General features: G+C 68.8%; 16 protein-coding genes. 10 read left to right on the forward strand and 6 right to left on the reverse strand.

Going from position 1 to position 17845, the window contains the following annotated elements:
* Positions 1-50: 50 nt before the first annotated feature.
* Positions 51-1025: an NAD(P)-dependent oxidoreductase gene (locus ABDW59_RS10775; protein WP_343629748.1), complete on the forward strand. Its 975-nt coding sequence runs from the start codon at positions 51-53 to the stop codon at positions 1023-1025.
* On the opposite strand, the gene ABDW59_RS10780 is transcribed toward ABDW59_RS10775, so the two are convergent.
* Entirely contained in the window at positions 967-3825 is a 2859-nt protein-coding gene (locus ABDW59_RS10780) for a valine--tRNA ligase (RefSeq protein WP_343629749.1), read from the reverse strand. The two genes, ABDW59_RS10775 and ABDW59_RS10780, sit on opposite strands and share 59 nt — an antisense overlap.
* A gap of 296 nt (positions 3826-4121) precedes the next feature.
* Here ABDW59_RS10780 and ABDW59_RS10785 point away from each other — a divergent pair, with 296 nt between their 5' ends.
* The 9 genes from ABDW59_RS10785 (at position 4122) to ABDW59_RS10825 (ending at position 12064) form a co-directional block, all read left to right on the forward strand.
* Entirely contained in the window at positions 4122-4778 is a 657-nt protein-coding gene (locus ABDW59_RS10785) for a hypothetical protein (RefSeq protein ID WP_343629751.1), read from the forward strand.
* Positions 4778-5101, forward strand: coding sequence for a 4Fe-4S binding protein (locus ABDW59_RS10790; RefSeq protein ID WP_343629753.1), 324 nt, complete (start codon positions 4778-4780; stop codon positions 5099-5101). Before ABDW59_RS10785 ends, ABDW59_RS10790 begins: the two co-directional genes overlap by 1 nt.
* Positions 5079-5789, forward strand: a complete 711-nt coding sequence (locus ABDW59_RS10795; protein ID WP_343629755.1) for a response regulator transcription factor — start codon at positions 5079-5081, stop codon at positions 5787-5789. The genes ABDW59_RS10790 and ABDW59_RS10795 overlap by 23 nt, the downstream gene beginning before the upstream one ends.
* Positions 5786-7069 (forward strand): HAMP domain-containing sensor histidine kinase, encoded by a 1284-nt coding sequence (locus ABDW59_RS10800; protein ID WP_343629757.1) that lies wholly within the window; start codon positions 5786-5788, stop codon positions 7067-7069. Before ABDW59_RS10795 ends, ABDW59_RS10800 begins: the two co-directional genes overlap by 4 nt.
* A gap of 172 nt (positions 7070-7241) precedes the next feature.
* Entirely contained in the window at positions 7242-7622 is a 381-nt protein-coding gene (locus ABDW59_RS10805) for a hypothetical protein (RefSeq protein ID WP_343629758.1), read from the forward strand.
* Positions 7623-7706: 84 nt separating this feature from the next.
* Complete coding sequence (locus tag ABDW59_RS10810; RefSeq protein ID WP_343629759.1) at positions 7707-9929, forward strand: TonB-dependent siderophore receptor; 2223 nt, start codon at positions 7707-7709, stop codon at positions 9927-9929.
* A gap of 20 nt (positions 9930-9949) precedes the next feature.
* Complete coding sequence (locus tag ABDW59_RS10815; protein WP_343629761.1) at positions 9950-11101, forward strand: heparan-alpha-glucosaminide N-acetyltransferase domain-containing protein; 1152 nt, start codon at positions 9950-9952, stop codon at positions 11099-11101.
* A gap of 28 nt (positions 11102-11129) precedes the next feature.
* Positions 11130-11570 carry a helix-turn-helix transcriptional regulator gene (locus tag ABDW59_RS10820; protein ID WP_343629763.1) on the forward strand — a complete coding sequence of 147 codons (441 nt, stop codon included), beginning with the start codon at positions 11130-11132 and terminating at the stop codon, positions 11568-11570.
* An 83-nt stretch (positions 11571-11653) separates the two neighbouring features.
* The gene (locus ABDW59_RS10825; protein ID WP_343629764.1) at positions 11654-12064 is read left to right on the forward strand and encodes a VOC family protein; all 411 of its coding nucleotides are present in this window, start codon (positions 11654-11656) and stop codon (positions 12062-12064) included.
* Positions 12065-12097: 33 nt separating this feature from the next.
* Here ABDW59_RS10825 and ABDW59_RS10830 read toward each other — a convergent pair whose 3' ends face one another.
* The 5 genes from ABDW59_RS10830 to ABDW59_RS10850 all read right to left on the reverse strand — a co-directional run bounded on the left by ABDW59_RS10830 (position 12098) and on the right by ABDW59_RS10850 (position 17771).
* Positions 12098-12433 carry a hypothetical protein gene (locus tag ABDW59_RS10830; RefSeq protein WP_343629765.1) on the reverse strand — a complete coding sequence of 112 codons (336 nt, stop codon included), beginning with the start codon at positions 12431-12433 and terminating at the stop codon, positions 12098-12100.
* 54 nt (positions 12434-12487) lie between these two features.
* Positions 12488-12964 carry a DUF1801 domain-containing protein gene (locus ABDW59_RS10835; protein ID WP_343629766.1) on the reverse strand — a complete coding sequence of 159 codons (477 nt, stop codon included), beginning with the start codon at positions 12962-12964 and terminating at the stop codon, positions 12488-12490.
* A 96-nt stretch (positions 12965-13060) separates the two neighbouring features.
* A complete protein-coding gene (locus tag ABDW59_RS10840; RefSeq protein WP_343629767.1) occupies positions 13061-13546 on the reverse strand; it encodes a VOC family protein in 486 nt (161 codons plus the stop codon).
* Between the two features lie 520 nt (positions 13547-14066).
* A complete protein-coding gene (locus ABDW59_RS10845) occupies positions 14067-16796 on the reverse strand; it encodes a TonB-dependent receptor (protein WP_343629768.1) in 2730 nt (909 codons plus the stop codon).
* 198 nt (positions 16797-16994) lie between these two features.
* The gene (locus ABDW59_RS10850; RefSeq protein ID WP_343629769.1) at positions 16995-17771 is read right to left on the reverse strand and encodes a phosphatase PAP2 family protein; all 777 of its coding nucleotides are present in this window, start codon (positions 17769-17771) and stop codon (positions 16995-16997) included.
* Positions 17772-17845: the final 74 nt, after the last annotated feature.

Consider the following 17845-nt stretch of genomic DNA (forward strand, 5'->3'; position numbering starts at 1 on the left):
TTGCATGGCAGCAATGCAAGAAAGTCAAACAAACCTCTCCAAACCCCCTCATGTCAGTGCTAGTCCTGGAACCGCTGGAGGCCGACGTCCTGGACTGGCTGGCCGAGCGCCACGCGGTTCAGGCGGTGCCTGAACTGGCGGCGGTTCCCTCGGCCATGAGGGAGCATGTGGCGCAGGCCCAGGCAATTTTCTTGCCCGCCTCGATTGCCCTTGATGGCGAGACGATACGCCGGGCCCCGCGCCTGCGCGCGGTGGGCCGCATCGGCGCCGGCGCCGAGAACATCGATCTCGATGCCTGCCGTGCCGCCAACATCGAAGTCGTGCGCGCGCCCACGGCCGCCGCCTCGGCTGAAGCGGAGTTCGTCATCGGCGCCTTGCTCGCGCTGCTGCGCCGCGTGCCGGTGCAATCGGTGGACGGGACCTGGGTCGGCCGCGAATTGGGCTGCGCCACCGTCGGTCTTGTCGGCCTGACGCCGGCAGCCCGCCAACTCGCGACGCTGCTCCCCGTCTTCGGCGCGCGCGTCATCGGCTACGACCCCAGCCTGCATCACGCCGATCCGCTCTGGGCCCAGTGGGGCATCGAGCCCTACGGCCTGCGCGAGCTGATGCAGGCCGCCGACGCGGTCAGCGTGCAGCTGGCCTATTTCCCGCGCTATCGCGGCCTGATCGGAGAGCGGGTGCTGGGCTTCTGCAAGCCCTCGCAGGTGATGGTCTCGACGGCACACTCGGCGCTCTTCGATGAACAGGCCTTGGCCGACGCCTTGCACGCCGGCCGGCTGCTCGCCGTCTGGATGGATCTGGTCGAGCCCGGCCTGATGGAAAACGGGCGCCCGCTGCATGGGGCGCCCGGTCTGCAGGTCACGCCGCGGGTGGCGGCGACGACGCGCGAGTCACGCATGCGGGCCGCGTGGAGCGTGGCACGCAGGATCTCGGAAGTCCTGTCCGTGCCCGTCGCGCAGCCCGACTTCAGGTCGACGCACCCAGGCGCGCTACCTGATCTTTTAGCCGAACCAAAGTGGCGCTGAAGTCGGCGATGCGCTGACGCTCCTGCGCCACCACGGCCTCCGGCGCGCGCGCCACGAAGCTCTCATTGCCCAGCTTGGCCTCGGCCTTGGCGACCTCGCCCTCCAGTCGCGCGATCTCCTTGGCGATGCGCGCCTGCTCGGCGGCCACGTCGATCTCGACTTTCAGCGCCAGACGCGCGGCGCCGTGCACCAGCACCGGCGACATCGCGCTCTGCGCGTTGAACGCGGCCTCGTCCTCGATCAGCTCCACGCTCTGCAGCTTGGCCAGCACCTTCAGCGCCGGCGCCGCTTCACGCAGGAAGCTCAGATCGCCGCCGGCCAGCAGCGGCACGCGGTCGGACGGGCTCAGGCCCATCTCGCCGCGCAGGCTGCGGCAGGTGCCGACCACCGCCTTGAGCTGCTCCACCCAGGCCACGGCCTGCGGATCGATGCGCTCGGGCTGCGCGATCGGGTACTGCGCGGTGACCAGATAGTCGGTCGACTTGCGGCCCGCGATGGGCGCCACGGTCTGCCAGAGCTCTTCGGTGATGAAGGGCGCGATCGGGTGCAACAGACGCAGGATGGTTTCCAGTACGCGGATCAGCGTGCGGCGCGTGGCGCGCTGCGCGGCCTCGTTGCCCTCGGCCTGCGCGGTCTGCAGCTGGACCTTGGCCAGCTCCAGATACCAGTCGCAGTACTCGTCCCACACGAAGGAATAGATCGCGTTGGCGACCTGGTCCAGGCGGTAGTCCGTGAAGCCCTGCGCCACGGCCTGCTCGACCTTCTGCAGCTCGCTGACGATCCAGCGATCGGCCTGCGAGAACTGCAGGTAGCCGTGGGCCTTGCCGCCGGGCGCGCACTCTTCCTTGCTGTGCTCCATCAGGCCGCAGTCCTGGCCTTCGGTGTTCATCAGCACGAAGCGGGTCGCGTTCCAGAGCTTGTTGCAGAAGTTGCGGTAGCCCTCGCAGCGCTTGCTGTCGAAGTTGACGCTGCGGCCCAGGGTCGCCATCGCGGCGAAGGTGAAGCGCAGCGCGTCGGCGCCGTAGCCGGGGATGCCTTCGGGGAACTCCTTCTCCGTGGCCTTGCGCACCTTGGGCGCGGTCTCGGGCTTGCGCAGGCCCTGGGTGCGCTTGTCCAGCAGCGGGGCCAGCTCGATGCCGTCGATCAGGTCGACCGGGTCCAGCACGTTGCCCTCGGACTTGCTCATCTTCTTGCCCTGCGCGTCCAGCACCAGGCCGTGGATGTACACATGCTTGAAGGGGACCTTGCCGGTGAAGTGCTTGGTCATCATGATCATCCGGGCGACCCAGAAGAAGATGATGTCGTAGCCGGTCACCAGCACCGAGGAGGGGAGGAACAGGTCCTGCTCCAGCGTCTTCTCCGGCCAGCCCAGCGTGGAGAAGGGGACCATCGCCGACGAGTACCAGGTGTCCAGCACGTCCTCGTCGCGGGTCAGCGGGCCCGTGTAGCCGGCCGCCGCGGCCTTGGCCTGCGCCTCGGCCTCGTCATGGGCGACGAAGATCTCGCCGGTGCTGGCGTACCAGGCCGGGATCTGATGGCCCCACCAGAGCTGGCGCGAGATGCACCAGTCCTGGATGTTGTTCATCCACTGGTTGTAGGTGTTGACCCAGTTCTCGGGCACGAACTTGACCTCGCCGCTGGCGACGACGTCGATGGCCTTCTGCGCGATGGACTGGCCGTCGCGGCCGGGCTTGTTCGTGGCGATGAACCACTGGTCGGTCAGCATGGGCTCCACGACCTGGCCGGTGCGGGTGCAGCGCGGCACCATCAGCTTGTGCTTCTTGATCTCGACCAGCAGGCCTTGCTCTTCCAGCGCCGCGACGATGCGCTTGCGCGCGACGAAGCGGTCCAGGCCGCGGTACTCGGCGGGGATCTCGTCCAGCGAGTCGACCACCGTCGCATCCAGCGTGAAGATCGTGATCATCGGCAGCTGATGGCGCTGGCCGACCTGGTAGTCGTTGGTGTCATGCGCCGGCGTGACCTTGACGACGCCGGTGCCGAACTCCTTGTCCACGTACTCGTCGGCGATCACCGGCACCAGACGGCCGGTGATGGGCAGCTTCACCTGCTTGCCGATCAGGTGCTTGTAGCGCTCGTCCTCGGGATGGACCATCACCGCCGTGTCGCCCAGCATGGTTTCCGGACGCGTGGTCGCGACCACCAGCGACTCGTCGCCCTCGGCCAGCGGATAGCGGATGTGCCACAGCGAGCCGTCTTCTTCCTCGCTCTCGACTTCCAGGTCGGAGACGGCGGACTTCAGGATCGGGTCCCAGCTCACCAGGCGCTTGCCGCGGTAGATCAGGCCTTCCTCGTGCAGCTTGACGAAGGTGTCGGTGACCACCTTGGACAGCTTCTCGTCCATGGTGAAGTACTCGTGATCCCAGGACACGGAGTCGCCCATGCGGCGCATCTGCTGCGTGATCGTGGAGCCGGACTGCTGCTTCCATTCCCAGACGCGGGCGACGAAGTTCTTGCGGCCCAGGTCGTGGCGGTTCTGGCCCTGGCCCTGCAGCTGGCGCTCGACGACGATCTGCGTGGCGATGCCGGCGTGGTCCGTGCCCGGGACCCACAGCGTGTTCTGGCCCAGCATGCGGTGGTAGCGGGTCAACGAGTCCATGATGGTCTGGTTGAACGCATGGCCCATGTGCAGCGTGCCGGTGACGTTCGGCGGCGGCAGCTGGATGCTGAAGGAGGGCTTGGCCGGATCGAGCGTCGGCTTGTAGAGGCCCTTGGACTCCCACAGCGGGCCCCAATGGGCTTCCAGAGAAGAGGGTTCGAAGGACTTGGCAAGTTCGGTCATGGCGCGGCTCCGCCTCGCGGCGGTGTCATCTGGGCAAGGGACACAAGGTGAGCCGGCGATTGTAGGGGGACGGTGCCGGCGTTCCCGGAGAGCGCGGCGGCCCAAGCAAGGGACACGCGCAGGGGACAAGTGGGGCCTTTGTTTCCCCCCGAAGAGGCATTCCATCGGGCGGGGCGACGGCGATACAAAACGAAAAGCAGCGATACCGCGGTGAGATGCCCTGGCGAGCGGGCATGGGAATCATGGCGACATGGATTCACCGCCCGGACACCCGGGCTTTACCGAGGAATAGCACCATGCATGTGTTTCGACGCTGGAGTCACCACCATGAACGTCACCACCATCACGAGCGCCACGATGGCCGCTTCGGTCCTTTCGGCCCTGTGTGTGACGCTGGCCTCCACGGCCCGCTGCCCGTCGACGGACCCTGGTTCCGCTTCGGCGGTTTCGGCGGTTTCCCATATGGCTGGGGAGGCATCGGCGGCTTCGGACATGGCCACGGCCACCACGGTCGCCCTGGTCACCACGGCGGTCATGGGCAGCGCGGCTTCGGCCGGAGCCTGGGATCCGATGCCCACGGCCGCTTCGGTGAAAGGCTGCAAGCCCGGGCCAGTGCCCTTCTGGACCTGAGCGACAGCCAGGAACTGCGGCTCGAGAATCTGCTGGAGCAGCTGCGCACCGCGCGGCGCGCGTTCAAGGCGCTGGCGCGCGGCCCCGAAGTGGCGCGCCTGATCGAGTCCGACAACTTCCGCCGCGACGAGGCGCAAGAGCTCTTCGACGGCCAGGTCGAGGCGCTGCGGGCGACCGGCCCGGCGCTCGTCGCTGCCTTCGGCGACTTCTTCGACGCGCTCGACTTCGACCAGCAGCAGATGCTGCGCTTCGCCCTGCGGCGCATGCGTCGACGCTCGGGGCGTGAGGATCGCCACGCCCGCGACGACGGCGAGGCCTCCTGATGGATGGCCGCGACTGCCGGCAGCCCCCGGGGCTGCTGCGGCCGGTCATCGACCGCAACCGCTGCGAGGGCAAGGGCGATTGCGTCGACGTCTGCCCGTACGACGTGTTCCTGGTCGGCACGCTGCCCGCGGGGCGGCGCCAGGAGCTGAGCCTGTTCGGCAAGCTGCGCGGCTACGCGCACGGCTGGCAGCAAGCCTTCACCCCGAACGCCGATGCCTGCCGGGCCTGCGGCCATTGCGTGAAGGCCTGTCCGGAGCGCGCCATCACGCTGGTCCGCACCAGCCACAATGGACGGCACGATGCATCGCTTGCTGCTGATTGACGACGACGAGGCGCTGGCCGCGCCGCTGGCGCATTACCTGGCGCGTTTCGACTTCGCGCTGAGCGCCGTGACGCGGCCCAGCGCCGCGCTCGCGCGCCTGGCCGAGGAGCGTTTCGACGCGCTCATCCTGGACGGCATGCTGCCGGAGATGGACGGCTTCGCCTTCTGCAAGCGGGTGCGGGGCGGGACGGAGCCGTGGAAGGACATGCCCATCCTGATGCTGACCGCGCGCGGCGACCTCACCGACCGCGTGGTCGGCCTGGAGCTGGGCGCGGACGACTACCTGGCCAAGCCCTTCGAACCGCGCGAGCTCGCGGCCCGGCTGCAGACCATCCTGCGCCGCGCGCGCCTGGCGCCGGCCGCGGCCGCGCCGGCCACGCTGCTGCGCTTCGAGGGCTTGGACATCGACACGGCGCGCCGACAGGTGTCGGCGGACACCGGCGCGATCGAGCTGACCAGCACCGAGTACGAGCTGCTGGTGATGCTGGCGCGGGAGCCGGGCCGGGTGTTCTCGCGCGACGAGATCCTGAATCGGCTGCGCGGCCAGGAGGCCGACCTGTTCACGCGGGCGGTGGACATCCTGGTGAGCCGCATGCGCCGCAAGCTCGAGCCGCTGGAAGCGTTGAAGACGCTGCGCAACGCGGGCTACTGCTTCGCGCTGCCGCCGCGCGGGGAGGGCGGCGCATGAAAGGGCCGCGTCATCCCTATGACCATTGGGGGCCTCGTGGTCGCGGGCCGAGAGATCCACGAGATCCGCTGGATCCGCTGGATCCGCATGGCCCGGATCATTCGCCGCCGGACGGCGATCCCCGCAGGCGCCGCGAGGCCCGTCATCGCGCCCGCTACGAGGAGCATCTGCGCCGCATGGAGGAGCTGGGCCATCTGCACGGGCTGAAGAAGCTCAAGCGGATGCGCCAGTTCCAGCGCTGGATGGCGATGGAGGCGGGCGCGATCCCGTTTCCGCCGCAGCGCGACTGGCGCTGGCATTGGCGCGCCCGGCATCGCTGGCATCAGCGCTGGCATCGCCATCACGCGCAGTTCAAGCACTCGCTGGGCGCGCGGCTGATCGCGATCTTCATCCTGCTGGCTTGTCTGAGCAGCGTGATCCTGTGGGGCGCGATGCAGCTGGACTACGGCCTGATCTGGGCGGTCCCGCTGCTGCTGATGGTGACAGGTCTTGCCTATGGTGGGATCCGCCACATGATCCGGCCGCTGCGGGCGCTGGCCGCGGGTGCCGAGGCTTTCGGGCGGGGCGACCTCAGTTACCGCGTGCTGGTCCATCACCGCGACGAGATCGGTGATCTCGCGCACCGCTTCAATCAGATGGCCGAGGACATCCAGGCCATGCTGGACGGCAAGCGTGCGCTGCTGCTGGCCGTCAGCCATGAGTTGCGCAGCCCGCTGACGCGGGCGCGGCTGCATGCGGAGCTGGTCGACGAGGGACCGTCCAAGGAATCGCTGCTCGACGAGCTGGGGCAGATGCGGGAGCTGATCTCCGCGCTGCTGGAGAGCGAGCGGCTGGGCAGCGGCCACCGCGCGCTGCAGGTCTCGGATTGCGACCTCGGCGCGCTGGCGCGGGAGCAGGATCAGCCGGGCGTCGCGCTGCGCGTGGACCGCGACCTGCCGGTGCTGAAGCTGGACCGGATGCGCGTGCAACTGCTGCTGCGGAATCTGGTGCACAACGCGCTGCGGCACAACGACGCGGCGGCGGGGCCGGTGCTGGTCACCGTCGAGCGCGAGGGCGACGGCGCGCGCGTCACCGTGCGCGACCACGGTCCGGGCGTGCCGCCCGAGTCGCTGGCGCAGCTGGGACAGCCCTTCTACCGGCCGGACGAGGCCCGCACCCGCAGCGACGGCGGCGTGGGCTTGGGGCTCTCGCTGTGCCGGCTGGTGGCCGAGGCGCACGGCAGCCGGCTGCAACTGCGCAATGCGGAGCCGGGCTTCGAGGCGTCGGTGCGATTCGGCTGACCCGGTTGACCGGGTTGGGTCGAAGCGGCGCGCGCATGGGGCAGAATCCCGGGTCTTCGTCGCGCCGCCCCTTGCGTGCGACCGCTCTCCGACCTCTCTTCTGCGCCCGCCGCTTTCCCGTCTCTCCGTTCCGATGCCCTCGTCCCGCAAGTCCGGATTCCCTTGGCTGCTCATGCTCGTGCTGGCATGCAGCCTGTTGGGCCGTCCCTTGCACGAGGCCTGGCACGTCGCGCATCCGGCGAGTGAGCGTGCTGGTGTCGCGGTGCTGTCGCAGGTGGCCGAGGCGTCCGAGCTGGCCGAGGTGGCAGCCAACGTTGCCTTGACCGACGACGCGAGCATTGATGCCGACGGCAACGACCTCGGCGACCCGGAACGCAAGGCCGACGCCTGCGCCTGGTGCCTCTTCCACGCGCAGGCCCTGGCGACCGGCCACGCGCCGCCCTCGCTGCTGACCCATGCAGAGGCGAGTCCGCCTCCCGCCGCGCTCTCCGACGGATGGATCGCCTCCGTCGACTGGACTCTCGCGAAGCCTCGCGGACCGCCGTCCGCCTGAACCGTCCCTGTCACCCTCCGGTTCAATTCGCCGGGGATGCGTCGGCCTAGGGTCGCGCCTCCTCGGGGTCAGTCTTTGCCTCTCATGTCCAAACTCCGTCTTTCGCGTGCCGGCGGCGCGCGCCTGTCCGTTCGCCCCGTCCTGTCCGAAGTCCATCGCGGCGTCTACGTCCTGAAGTTCCTGTTGCCCGGCGCGGCGCTGGTGCTTGGCGCCAGCGGCCTGCGGGCACAGTCGGCTCCGACCGACGCCAATCCCGATCCCAATCCCAAGCCCGAGGCGGCTGCTGATGCCACGCTGGAGGCGGTCAGCGTCCATGGCACACGCCAGCCCTATCGAACGCTGGTCGTGACCGGCGCGATGAAGACCGACACGCCCGCGCGCGACCTCGCGCAGAGCGTGCGCGTGCTGTCCGATACTTTGCTCAGCGATGCCGGCGTCACCCGCCTGGACCAGGCGCTGGACCTGGCCAGCGGCATGTCCCGTCAAAGCAACCTCGGCGGCTTGTGGGACAGCTACGCGATCCGCGGTTTCACCGGTGATCCGAACTTCGGCTCCGATTACCTGGTGAACGGCTTCAGCTCCAGTCGCGGCTACAACGGCGTGCGCGACACGGCCAACACCGCATCGGTGGAGGTGCTGAAGGGACCGGCCTCGGCGCTTTATGGCCGTGGCGAGCCCGGTGGCACCGTCAACATCACGACGAAGAAGCCGTTGTTCGTGCCCGAGAGTGCGCTGGGCCTGTCCATCGGCAGCCACGGCCGGCGACGCGTCACCGTCGAGACGTCCGGCCCCTTGAGCGAGCGTGTCGCCTATCACCTCACCGCCGCCCAGGAGCGCGGCGGCAGCGACCGCGATCACGTCGAATCGCGGCGCTCGATGCTCTCGCCGTCCTTCCTCTGGATGGCGGGCGAGGACACCACCGTGTCCTATGAGCTGGAGTTCTCCGAGCAGAAGGCGACCTTCGATCGAGGCGTCGTCGCGATCGACGGCCAGCTCGGCCGCGTGCCGCGCCACGCCTTCTACGGCGAGCCCGGCGACGGCCCGATCGAGACCCGCAGCGTCGGCCACCAGCTTTTCGTCCAACATCAGCTCGGCCCGAGCTGGTCTTTGCAGACGGGCTTGAGCTATCGCGACAGCTCGCTGTCGGGCATCGCCACCGAGGCTCGCTTCGTGCAGGCCGACAAGCACACGCTGACGCGGCAGCGCCGCACGCGCGACTTCGATGGCAAGGACTTGTCCGGCCGCTTCGAGCTGCTCGGCGAGGTCAAGGCGGCGGGCCTGACGCACCATCTGCTGGTGGGTGTCGACGCCTACCGTTTCGTCGATCGGCGCGAGCAGTACCGCGTCGCGACCTCGACGCCCATCGATCTCTTCAACCCCGTGTATGGAGCCACGCCGCCGGCCATGTCGCTCAACACCTGGACACGCGAGGAGCAGAAGGCGCGCGCCGTCTACGCCCAGGATCAGATCGATATCGGGCCGCGCTGGAAGCTGCTGCTGGGATTGCGGCACGACCGCTACGAGCAATCGCTGCTCAACCGCCGCAGCGGCATCACGACGGCGCAATCGCTGGGCGCGACCTCGCCGCGCGTCGGCGCGGTGTATCAGCCGAGCGGCACCGTGTCGCTGTACGCGACGGCGTCGCGCAGCTTCCGGCCCAACAGCGGCGTGAGCCGCGCCTACACGCCGTTCCCGGCGGAGAAGGGGCGATCGGCGGAGGTCGGCGCCAAGGTCGACTCGGCCGACGGACGGCTCTCCGGCACGCTGGCGCTGTACCGCATCGCCAAGAACAACGTGCTGACGCCGGATCCGACCGATCCCAACAACTTCTCCGTCGCGGCCGGCGAGGTGCGCAGCCAGGGCGTGGAACTGGACATCGGCGGCGAGCTGGCCCGGGACCTGCGGCTGTCCTTCGCCTACGCGTTCACCGACGCGAAGGTGTCCGAGGACAACAACGCCTTCCTCGTGGGACGTCAGCTCGCCAACGTGCCCAAACACAGCGCGAATCTGCTGCTGGTGCGGAGCTTCCTGCTGGGCGAGCGACGCGCGACGGCGGGCATCGGCGTGAACCTCGCCAGCCGACGTGAGGGCGCGGTGGCGCCGCTCACTGCGACCGACGACTTCAAGCTGCCGGGCTACGCGACGCTCAAGCTGACGGGGAGCTACCGCATCGACCGGCATTGGCTGCTGTCCGTCGACGTCGACAACGTGCTGGACAAGACCTGGTACGCCAGCGCCTACAGCCAGGTGTGGGTCGCGCCGGGCGCGGGTCGCAAGGTCGTCATGTCGGCGCGCTACGACTTCTGACGGCTGAGGGAGGACCGACGATGACTGCTTCCGCCCGGATCACCTCGATCGACGCGCTGCGCGGCTTCGTGATGATCGTGATGCTGCTGGACCACGTCCGGGAGACGCTCTATCTGCACCTGCAGGTGACCGATCCCATGACCGTGCCCGGCACGCCGCCCGAGCTCTTCTTCTCGCGCCTGGCCGCGCACCTGTGCGCGCCGGTGTTCGTGTTCCTCACCGGGCTCTCGGCCTGGCTCTACGCGAATCCGGACCACGCGCCGCCGCGCGAGGTGCGCGGGTTCCTGATCAAGCGTGGGCTGCTGCTGATCGGGCTGGAGCTCACGCTGATCAACTTTGCATGGAGCGCGAGTTTCGACGTGCTCTACCTGCAGGTGATCTGGGCGATCGGCTTCAGCATGTTGGCGTTGGCGCTGCTGTCGGGCCTGCCGCGTTGGGGGCTCGCCGCGATCGGGCTGACGATCGTCGGCGGGCACAACGCGCTGGCGGGGCTGATGGGCCCCGTGGTCCCGCCGGACGGTCCGCTGCGCGCGCTGTGGACCCTGCTGATGCATCGCGACTGGCTGGTCCCCGAAGGACTGGTGCGGGTGCGCGTCAGCTACCCGGCCTTGCCGTGGGTGGGCGTGATGCTGCTCGGCTTCGCAATGGGGCCGCTGTTCACGCGGGCGGTCGAGTCAGCGCGGCGGGCGCGCGTGCTGATCGGCGTCGCGGTCGGGTGCCTGTTGCTGCTCGTCGTGCTGCGCGGCTTCAACCTCTACGGCGAGAACGCGCCGTGGATCGCTGGCGCGACCTCGCTGGAGACGGCGATGTCCTGGCTCAACTTCACGAAGTACCCGCCGTCTCTGGACTTCCTGCTGCTGACGCTGGGGCTCGGTCTGATCCTGCTGGCGGTGCTGGAGCGCGGCGGCAACGCGTTCACGCGCCTGTGCGCGGTCTTCGGCGGCGCGCCGATGTTCTATTACCTGCTGCACCTGTACCTGCTGCTGATCGGCTATCGCGTGCTGCTGGCGCTCTTCGGGCCGAATCAGGGGACGAGATTCGGGGTGGATGCCGATCAGTTCTGGATCGTGTGGGCGGTGTGGCTCGCGATGGTGCCGCTGCTGTATCCGCCGGTGAAGGCCTTCGCGGCGTTCAAGCGGAGGACGAGGTGGGGGTGGGTGAAGTACTTCTGAAGCCTCAGAGTCGTGGCAGCATCCGCCGATGCCCGCCAACTCTCGCGAGACCACCCTGCGCGATCTCGCCCGCCTTCGCCGCGTCCGCGACCGCATCGATCGCGACTATGCCCAGCCGCTCGATGTCGACGCGCTGGCCGCCGGCATCGGCATGTCGGCCGGTCACTTGAGTCGGCAGTTCCGGCTCGCGTATGGGGAGTCGGTCTACTCCTATCTCATGACCCGCCGCATCGAGCGCGCCATGGCGCTGCTGCGTCGCGGCGATCTGAGCGTCACCGAGGTCTGCTTCGAGGTCGGCTGCTCATCGCTCGGGACCTTCAGCACCCGCTTCACGGAGCTGGTCGGCGTGCCGCCCAGCGTCTACCGGCGCGACTCCGCAGGCGAGGCCGAGGGCATCCCGTCCTGCGTCGCCAAGCAGGTGACGCGACCGATCAGGAATCGAGAAGCGCCCTCCGGCGGGGATGCCTAGACTGCCTCCCATGGTTCGGAACCGGCGCGGCGACGGTCGCGCGATCACCCCACATCACCCGCAAACCGATACGGAGACACGACATGAGCATCACCATCCACTCGACCTTCCTGCCGCACACGGACGCGGAAGTCTCGCTCGCCTTCTATCGCGACGTGCTGGACTTCGAGGTCCGCAAGGACGTGGCCTTCGGCGGCAATCGCTGGATCACGATCGGACCGAAGGGCAAGCCCGACACCTCGATCGTGCTCTTCCCGCCCAATGCCACGCCCGGCGTCACCGATGAAGAGAAGCGCACCATCGCCGAGATGATGGCCAAGGGCACGTTCGCGATGCTGCTGTTGGGCTCGCAAGACCTGGACGCGACCTTCCAGCGCCTGCAGGCCGGCGATGCCGAGATCGTCCAGGAGCCCACCGATCAGCCCTACGGCGTGCGCGACATGGGCGTGCGCGACCCGGCGGGCAACATGCTGCGGATCCAGCAGCTGAAGTGAGGAGAGGGGCCGAGGCGACCTCGGCCCTCAGCGTCACAGGTCCGTGACGGCACGCGGTCCCGCGTAGTTGATCAACGGGCTCTGCTTCGACGGGTCCGACGCTTCCGCGACGCGCCGGCTGAGCTGGGCGCGCTCGGCGCTCAGCGCCTGCCACTTGCGGTAAGCCTCCGCGCGATCCTCGGCGGAGGTCTCCTCCGCGCGCAGTCGCTCGTTCAGGCGACGGAGCTCCATGTTGATCTCGACGATGCGCTCGCGCAGCGGCTCAACGCCCGCGCTCGGCGGCTGGAAGGCCGAGGCCGAGCACGCGCCGATGAGCAGCGCCAACGGAAGCAGCAGGGCGGTGGAGCGGCGGGCGAGGCGTCGAGTCATGGCGTCGGAGTCTTTGAAATCGGATCGGCGGATCTTAGGTCCGCCGAGGCAGGGTCAGGCCTTGCCGGCCCTCACCTTCTTGGGGGGATTGAGCGCGGCGGCCGCCTTGAACAGGGCCTTCAGCGCCTTCTCGTCGATGGCCTCGCCCTCGCGGATGTCGATGGCGCGGCGCGCATTGCCTTCCAGGCTGGCGTTGAACAAGCCCGACGGATCCTCGACCTTCGCCCCCTTGGGGAAAGTCAGCTTCACCGCCTGCTTGTAGACCTCGCCGGTGCAAATGTGACCGTTGTGAGCCCACACGGGCACGGCCCATTTCCATTCCTCGACGACGTCGGGGATTGCGTCATGCATCAGCGCGCGCACCTTCGCCAGCACCTGGCCGCGCCAGTCGCCCAGCTCTTCGATGCGTGCGTCGATCAGCGACGAGGCCGCGTCGCCCGTGGGGGCAGGCGCGGCCTTGGCGGCAGCCTTCGTGGCGGGCTTGGTCGCGGCCTTGGCGACACGCGGGGCAGGGGACTTGGCAGCGGGCATCGGCGTCGATCACGAAGTCGGAATCGACGCATGTTGCCAGCCCGGATCAGGGCGATCCAGTCCCGCTTACCCCAGGTGCCTCAAGCCATGCCCAAGTCAACTCTGCTGGCTCGCGAAGGTCGCCTTGTACTGCGGTTGCGCGTCCTCGCGGGTGTTGACCTCAAGCAGCACCTCACCGGGCATCCAGCAGAAGAAGCGCGAGCCGCGCACGTGCACGAACAGCGGGGTCTGGATGGGCACCCCGTCGGCGAGCATCGCCGCGTACATCTGCTCCAGCTCGGCGCGCGTGGCCAGCTCCATGCCGATGTGGAAGTTGCCGGGCCAGGCGACGTCGCGGTCGCCGGCGTCCTCGATGACGATGTCCCAGCCGTCCTTCTTCACCACGCAGCTGGTGCCGAAGGGGAAGGTCGTGACGTCGAGGTAGCGCACGAGGAACGCCACCGTGCCGGGCACGTCATGCGTGGGCAGGCTCATGTGGTTCAGCGTGGTGCGAGGGAGAGCGGCGTGCGCCGCTTGAGCTGCCTGGGAGGCTTGGGCCGATTGAGCCGATTGAGCCGATTGAGCCGATTGAATCGTGGTCATGGTGATGTCGATGTCGGTCGCCGCGCGCGCTCATGTGCGGCGCGGGCGTGAGGGGACGGGCCTCGGCGAGACGGCGGCGCGGCGAAGCCAGGCGCGGTCCGTGTCGTCGGAGCGAGGAATCAGTGGAAAGAGGGAGTCATCGACCCGTGCCGGCGGTGCCCGGGGCAGGCCCGGCTCTTGCAGCCGGTTCGGGCGTGGCGCCCGTGGGGAATGAAGCATCGTCGAACCTCGCGCGCAAGCCGGCTGGGACGCACGAGGGCGATCCAGATCGGCTGGTTGGCGCGTTGGTTGACGTTGAACGCTTACGGCGTCCGGCGGGCGGAAGGTCCGATGGAATCGGGGCCTGCGGCTGTCGGAGCGGGCGCGATGTTAGGCGCGGTCGATGCGGCCGGTCAAGTGACGAATGGGATGGCCCCGCGCGCCGCCATGAAAAAAGGCCGTCCATCAGGACGGCCTTCGGGGCGCGGGGGCGATGCGGCCACGCCGGCTCGAGCGGCGTGGCGATCGGCCGTTCCGGCGATCAGAACTCGTAGGAAGCGTTGACCGTCAGGTAGCGGCCGTAGGCGTTGGCGACGCTGCCCGTCACGCCGACTTCGGTCTCGTTGGGGTCCAGCGGCGGACGCGAGTCGGCCAGGTTGCGGATGGTCGTGCTCAGGCGGATGCCCTTGAAGCCCTTGTAGCTGACCGACAGGTCCAGCGTGCGCCAGGCCTTCATGCGGCACAGGTCCGCATAGCCCTTGCTGACCAGCGTCGAGTCGCAGGTGCCGCCCGCGTCGAAGGTCTGGAAGCCGCTCTGGTAGTTGCCCGTCATCGTGACGGACCACGCGTCGCGCGACCAGTTGGCGCTCAGCGACGCCTTGCTGCGCGGCACCTTGTAGAAGCCCAGCGTCTCGACCGCGGCCTGGCCGGCCTCGTCCTGCTGCTTGCGCATCAGCATGCGCGTGCCGCGCAGGCTCAGGCGCACCTTGCCCAGCTCGGCCAGCGAGAAGCGCTGCGTCAGGTCGTAGTCCACGCCCGAGGTGCGCGTCTTCGCCAGGTTCAGGTAGGGACGGCGCACCTGGAAAACCTGGCCCAGCGTACCGTCGGTCGTCGGCAGGCGCAGCACCATGCCAGGGAACTGCGACTCGCGGTTCAGGATCTCTTGCGCGCTCAGGCGGTCCACCTCGCCGCGGCGCTCGATGTACCAGCCGTCGACGATCACGTCGGTCGAGCGGGTCGGTGAGAACAGCACGCCCAGGGTGTAGGAGTCCGACTTCTCGGGCTTCAGGTCCGGGTTGGCCAGCGACACGGTCGACAGGCTCAACGAGCAGTTGTTGTTGGTCGTGTCCACCACCGGGCACAGGCGCGGATCGCGATAGCCCGAGCTGAACGAGAACACCGAGGACTTGCTGATCTGCGACAGCGACGGCGCGCGGAAGCCGTTGGCCCAGCTGCCGCGTAGCGAGATCGTGTCGGTCAGCTTGTACTTGGCGCCGACCTTGGCCGTCACCGCGTTGCCGAAGTCGGTGTAATGCTCGGCGCGCAGCGCGGTCTGCGTCTCCAGGCCCTTGAACAGCGGCGCCTGCACTTCCGCGTAGGCGGCGGCCACGTTGCGCGAGCCGCTCGCCTCGCCGATGCCGCGACCGATGATGTCGCCGGCGGCCGTGCGCGGGTCCGCGCCGACCTCGAAGCTCTCATGACGGAACTCGCCGCCCAGGCCCAGCATCGCCGCGCCGCCGGCCAGCTGGCCGATCTCGCGCGAGCCGCGCAGGTCCACCGAGCTCGTCTGCGCCTTGCCCCAGTCGTGCAGGTCCGGCGCCATGATGGCCAGGACGTCGGCGCTGTTGACACCGCCAAAGACGTAGCTGCCGTCGTTGACGACCTTGTTCAGGCCGGACAGGCTCAGACGGCCGTGCAGGTCCTTGGTGTTGCGCTGGAAGTGGTGGAGGATGCCGCCGTCCAGGTCCCAGCCGTTCCACTCGGTCTGGCCGCTCACGACCATGCGGACGTTGTCCGCCTCGGTGCTGTAGCCGTAGGGAATGTCGGCGAAGCGGTAGCGCAGACCCAGCACCGTGGGCTTGGTGTAGGTCGTCGTGCCGCCGCTGCTGTTGGGCAGCTTGATCGGGTTGCTCGCGCTGGCCAGACGGGTCGGGTTCTGCGGGTGGTTGGCCGGCAGCGCCAGGCCCATGTACTGCACCGTGTTGCCCTGCGAGTCGCCCCAGGTGGTCAGCGATTCGGAACGGCTGGTGGGCGAGTCGGTGTACTCGTTCTTCACGCGCGAGGCCATGATCTCGGCCGAGACCTGCGTCACCGCGTTCACGCGCAGCGTGCCGCGCGCGAAGACCGAGCCGCGCTTCTGCTCGCCGACGTAGGACGCGTACTGGTTGGAGTCCCACAGGCAGCGCGGGGTGCTCACCGTCGACGAGTAGGGCGCCTGCGTCTTGCACTCGCTGGACAGCATGCCGCGGAAGCTGCCGGCCAGGCCGTTGTTGTAGGTGTAGAGGTTGCCCGGGTAGGACGAGGTCGAGCTCGGCACCAGGCGGTTGTAGAGCTTGGTCAGGATGTCGCTGCGGACCAGGTCCGGCGCTTCGGTGATGTTCACGCCGTCGCGCAGATAGACCTCGGCGCCGATCATGACGTTGTAGCCGTCATCGGCGATGTTGCCGAAGCCCACCGTGCCGTTCACGGTCTGGTTCTTGAAGAGGCCGTCGAAGCGCTGCTTGGCGTTCACTTCGATCATCTGGCCCTGGTAGTCGCTGCGCAGGATCACGTTGACCACGCCGGCCAGCGCGTCCGAACCATAGAGCGAGGAGGCGCCCGACTTCAGGATTTCCACGCGCTCGATCGCCGACATCGGGATCGAGTTGATGTTGAACACGGTGGACTGGCCGCTGTTGGGGTCGACCACGCCGGCCGGCGCGATGCGGCGGCCGTTGATCAGCACCAGCGTCGCCGCCGAGCCCATGCCGCGCATCGAGATCGACGCGGTGCCCGCGGCGAAGCCGTTGCCCGAGCCCAGGTCGTCCAGACCGCCGGCGCCGGTGGAGGGGTCCATGCGCAGCAGCTCGTCCAGCGAGGTGGCGCCGGTGCGCAGGATGTCCTCGCGCTTGAGGATGGTGACCGGCGCGGGCGTCTCGGCGTCCAGGCGCTTGATCATGGTGCCGGTCACCTCGACTTTCTCGAGCTTGTTGTCGGGCGTGGCGGTCTGCGCCGCGGCCGGCAGGGTGGCTGCCAGGCAGGCGAGGGCGAGGAGTGAAAGACGGGTCTTCATGGGGGGAGGCCTATCGATGAGAGGAAAAGGAAAGAACGGAAGCGGACGGCAACGGCGGAGCGCGGCGCCCCGGGTGGGGCGTCGTGGGCAAGCTCGGCTGATCGCGGAAGCGACGGCCCTTGGGGAAGGGAGGAGCCGACCGGGCGGCGGGAGGCCGCGTCGGCAAGATCAGGCCGCGCGAGGCGGCTGGAACTCAGCTCAGCGCGCGGCGGCCAGTTCGGCGCGGGCGCGCTGGAGGTCCCGCTGGAAGTCGGGGTTCAGATCCAGCTGGGACACGACGGCGGTCGCGAGCGCTCGGCCCGCTTCCACATCGCTGGGGAAGTGCATGCCGCAGATGAGGCGGCTTTCACCGTAATCGCGGGCCCGCGCCAGCAGCGCGGGCGCCTTGTCCGGCGCGACGCGCGCCAGCACCAGCGCGGTCGTCCAGCCGTAGGTCGAGTGACCGGACGGATACGAGGTGCGCTGCTGCGCGTCCGGATCCGGCTTGGACGTGCCGGTGCGGCCGCAGACGTGATCGAGGGTCAGGCGTTGATAGGGGCGCAGGCGGCGGTAGAGGTTCTTGGCCGCGAAGGCCGGCTGACCCGCCTGGCGCACTGAGCGGTTCAGCAGCTCGATCAGCGCGGGATAGCGGTTGCGTCGCAGCTCGATGCCCAGCAGCGGCGCGAAGCGGTCGTAGAGCAGCTCCCCATCGGTTTCGGCCATCGCGCGGCGGGCCGCGTCGACCTTCTGGCGGGCCAGCACGGCGGCGACGTCGTCGCGATCCGCTTGCGTGCCTTCCTCGGGCGGCGCCGGCAGCGTGAGCGCGTGCAGCGGCGTCACGTCGGTGTAGGGCTTGACGTCCTTGTGGCTGACGGCGGGCGTCTCCCACTCGGGCCAGGCGGCGCGGGCCGTCTCGGCGCCGAGCGACAACAGGGTCGCCAGCAGGAACAGCGCCTTGGCGCCGCGCTTGGAACGGGGGGAGGGATCGTTCTGCATGGGGATGGATTGTCGAGTTGTGTAAAAAAATCGCAAATCAATACTTACCCGCATCGCGTCGCACAGCGGATCAG

The organism is Roseateles sp., from assembly GCF_039595295.1.
GTDB lineage: Bacteria > Pseudomonadota > Gammaproteobacteria > Burkholderiales > Burkholderiaceae_C > Roseateles.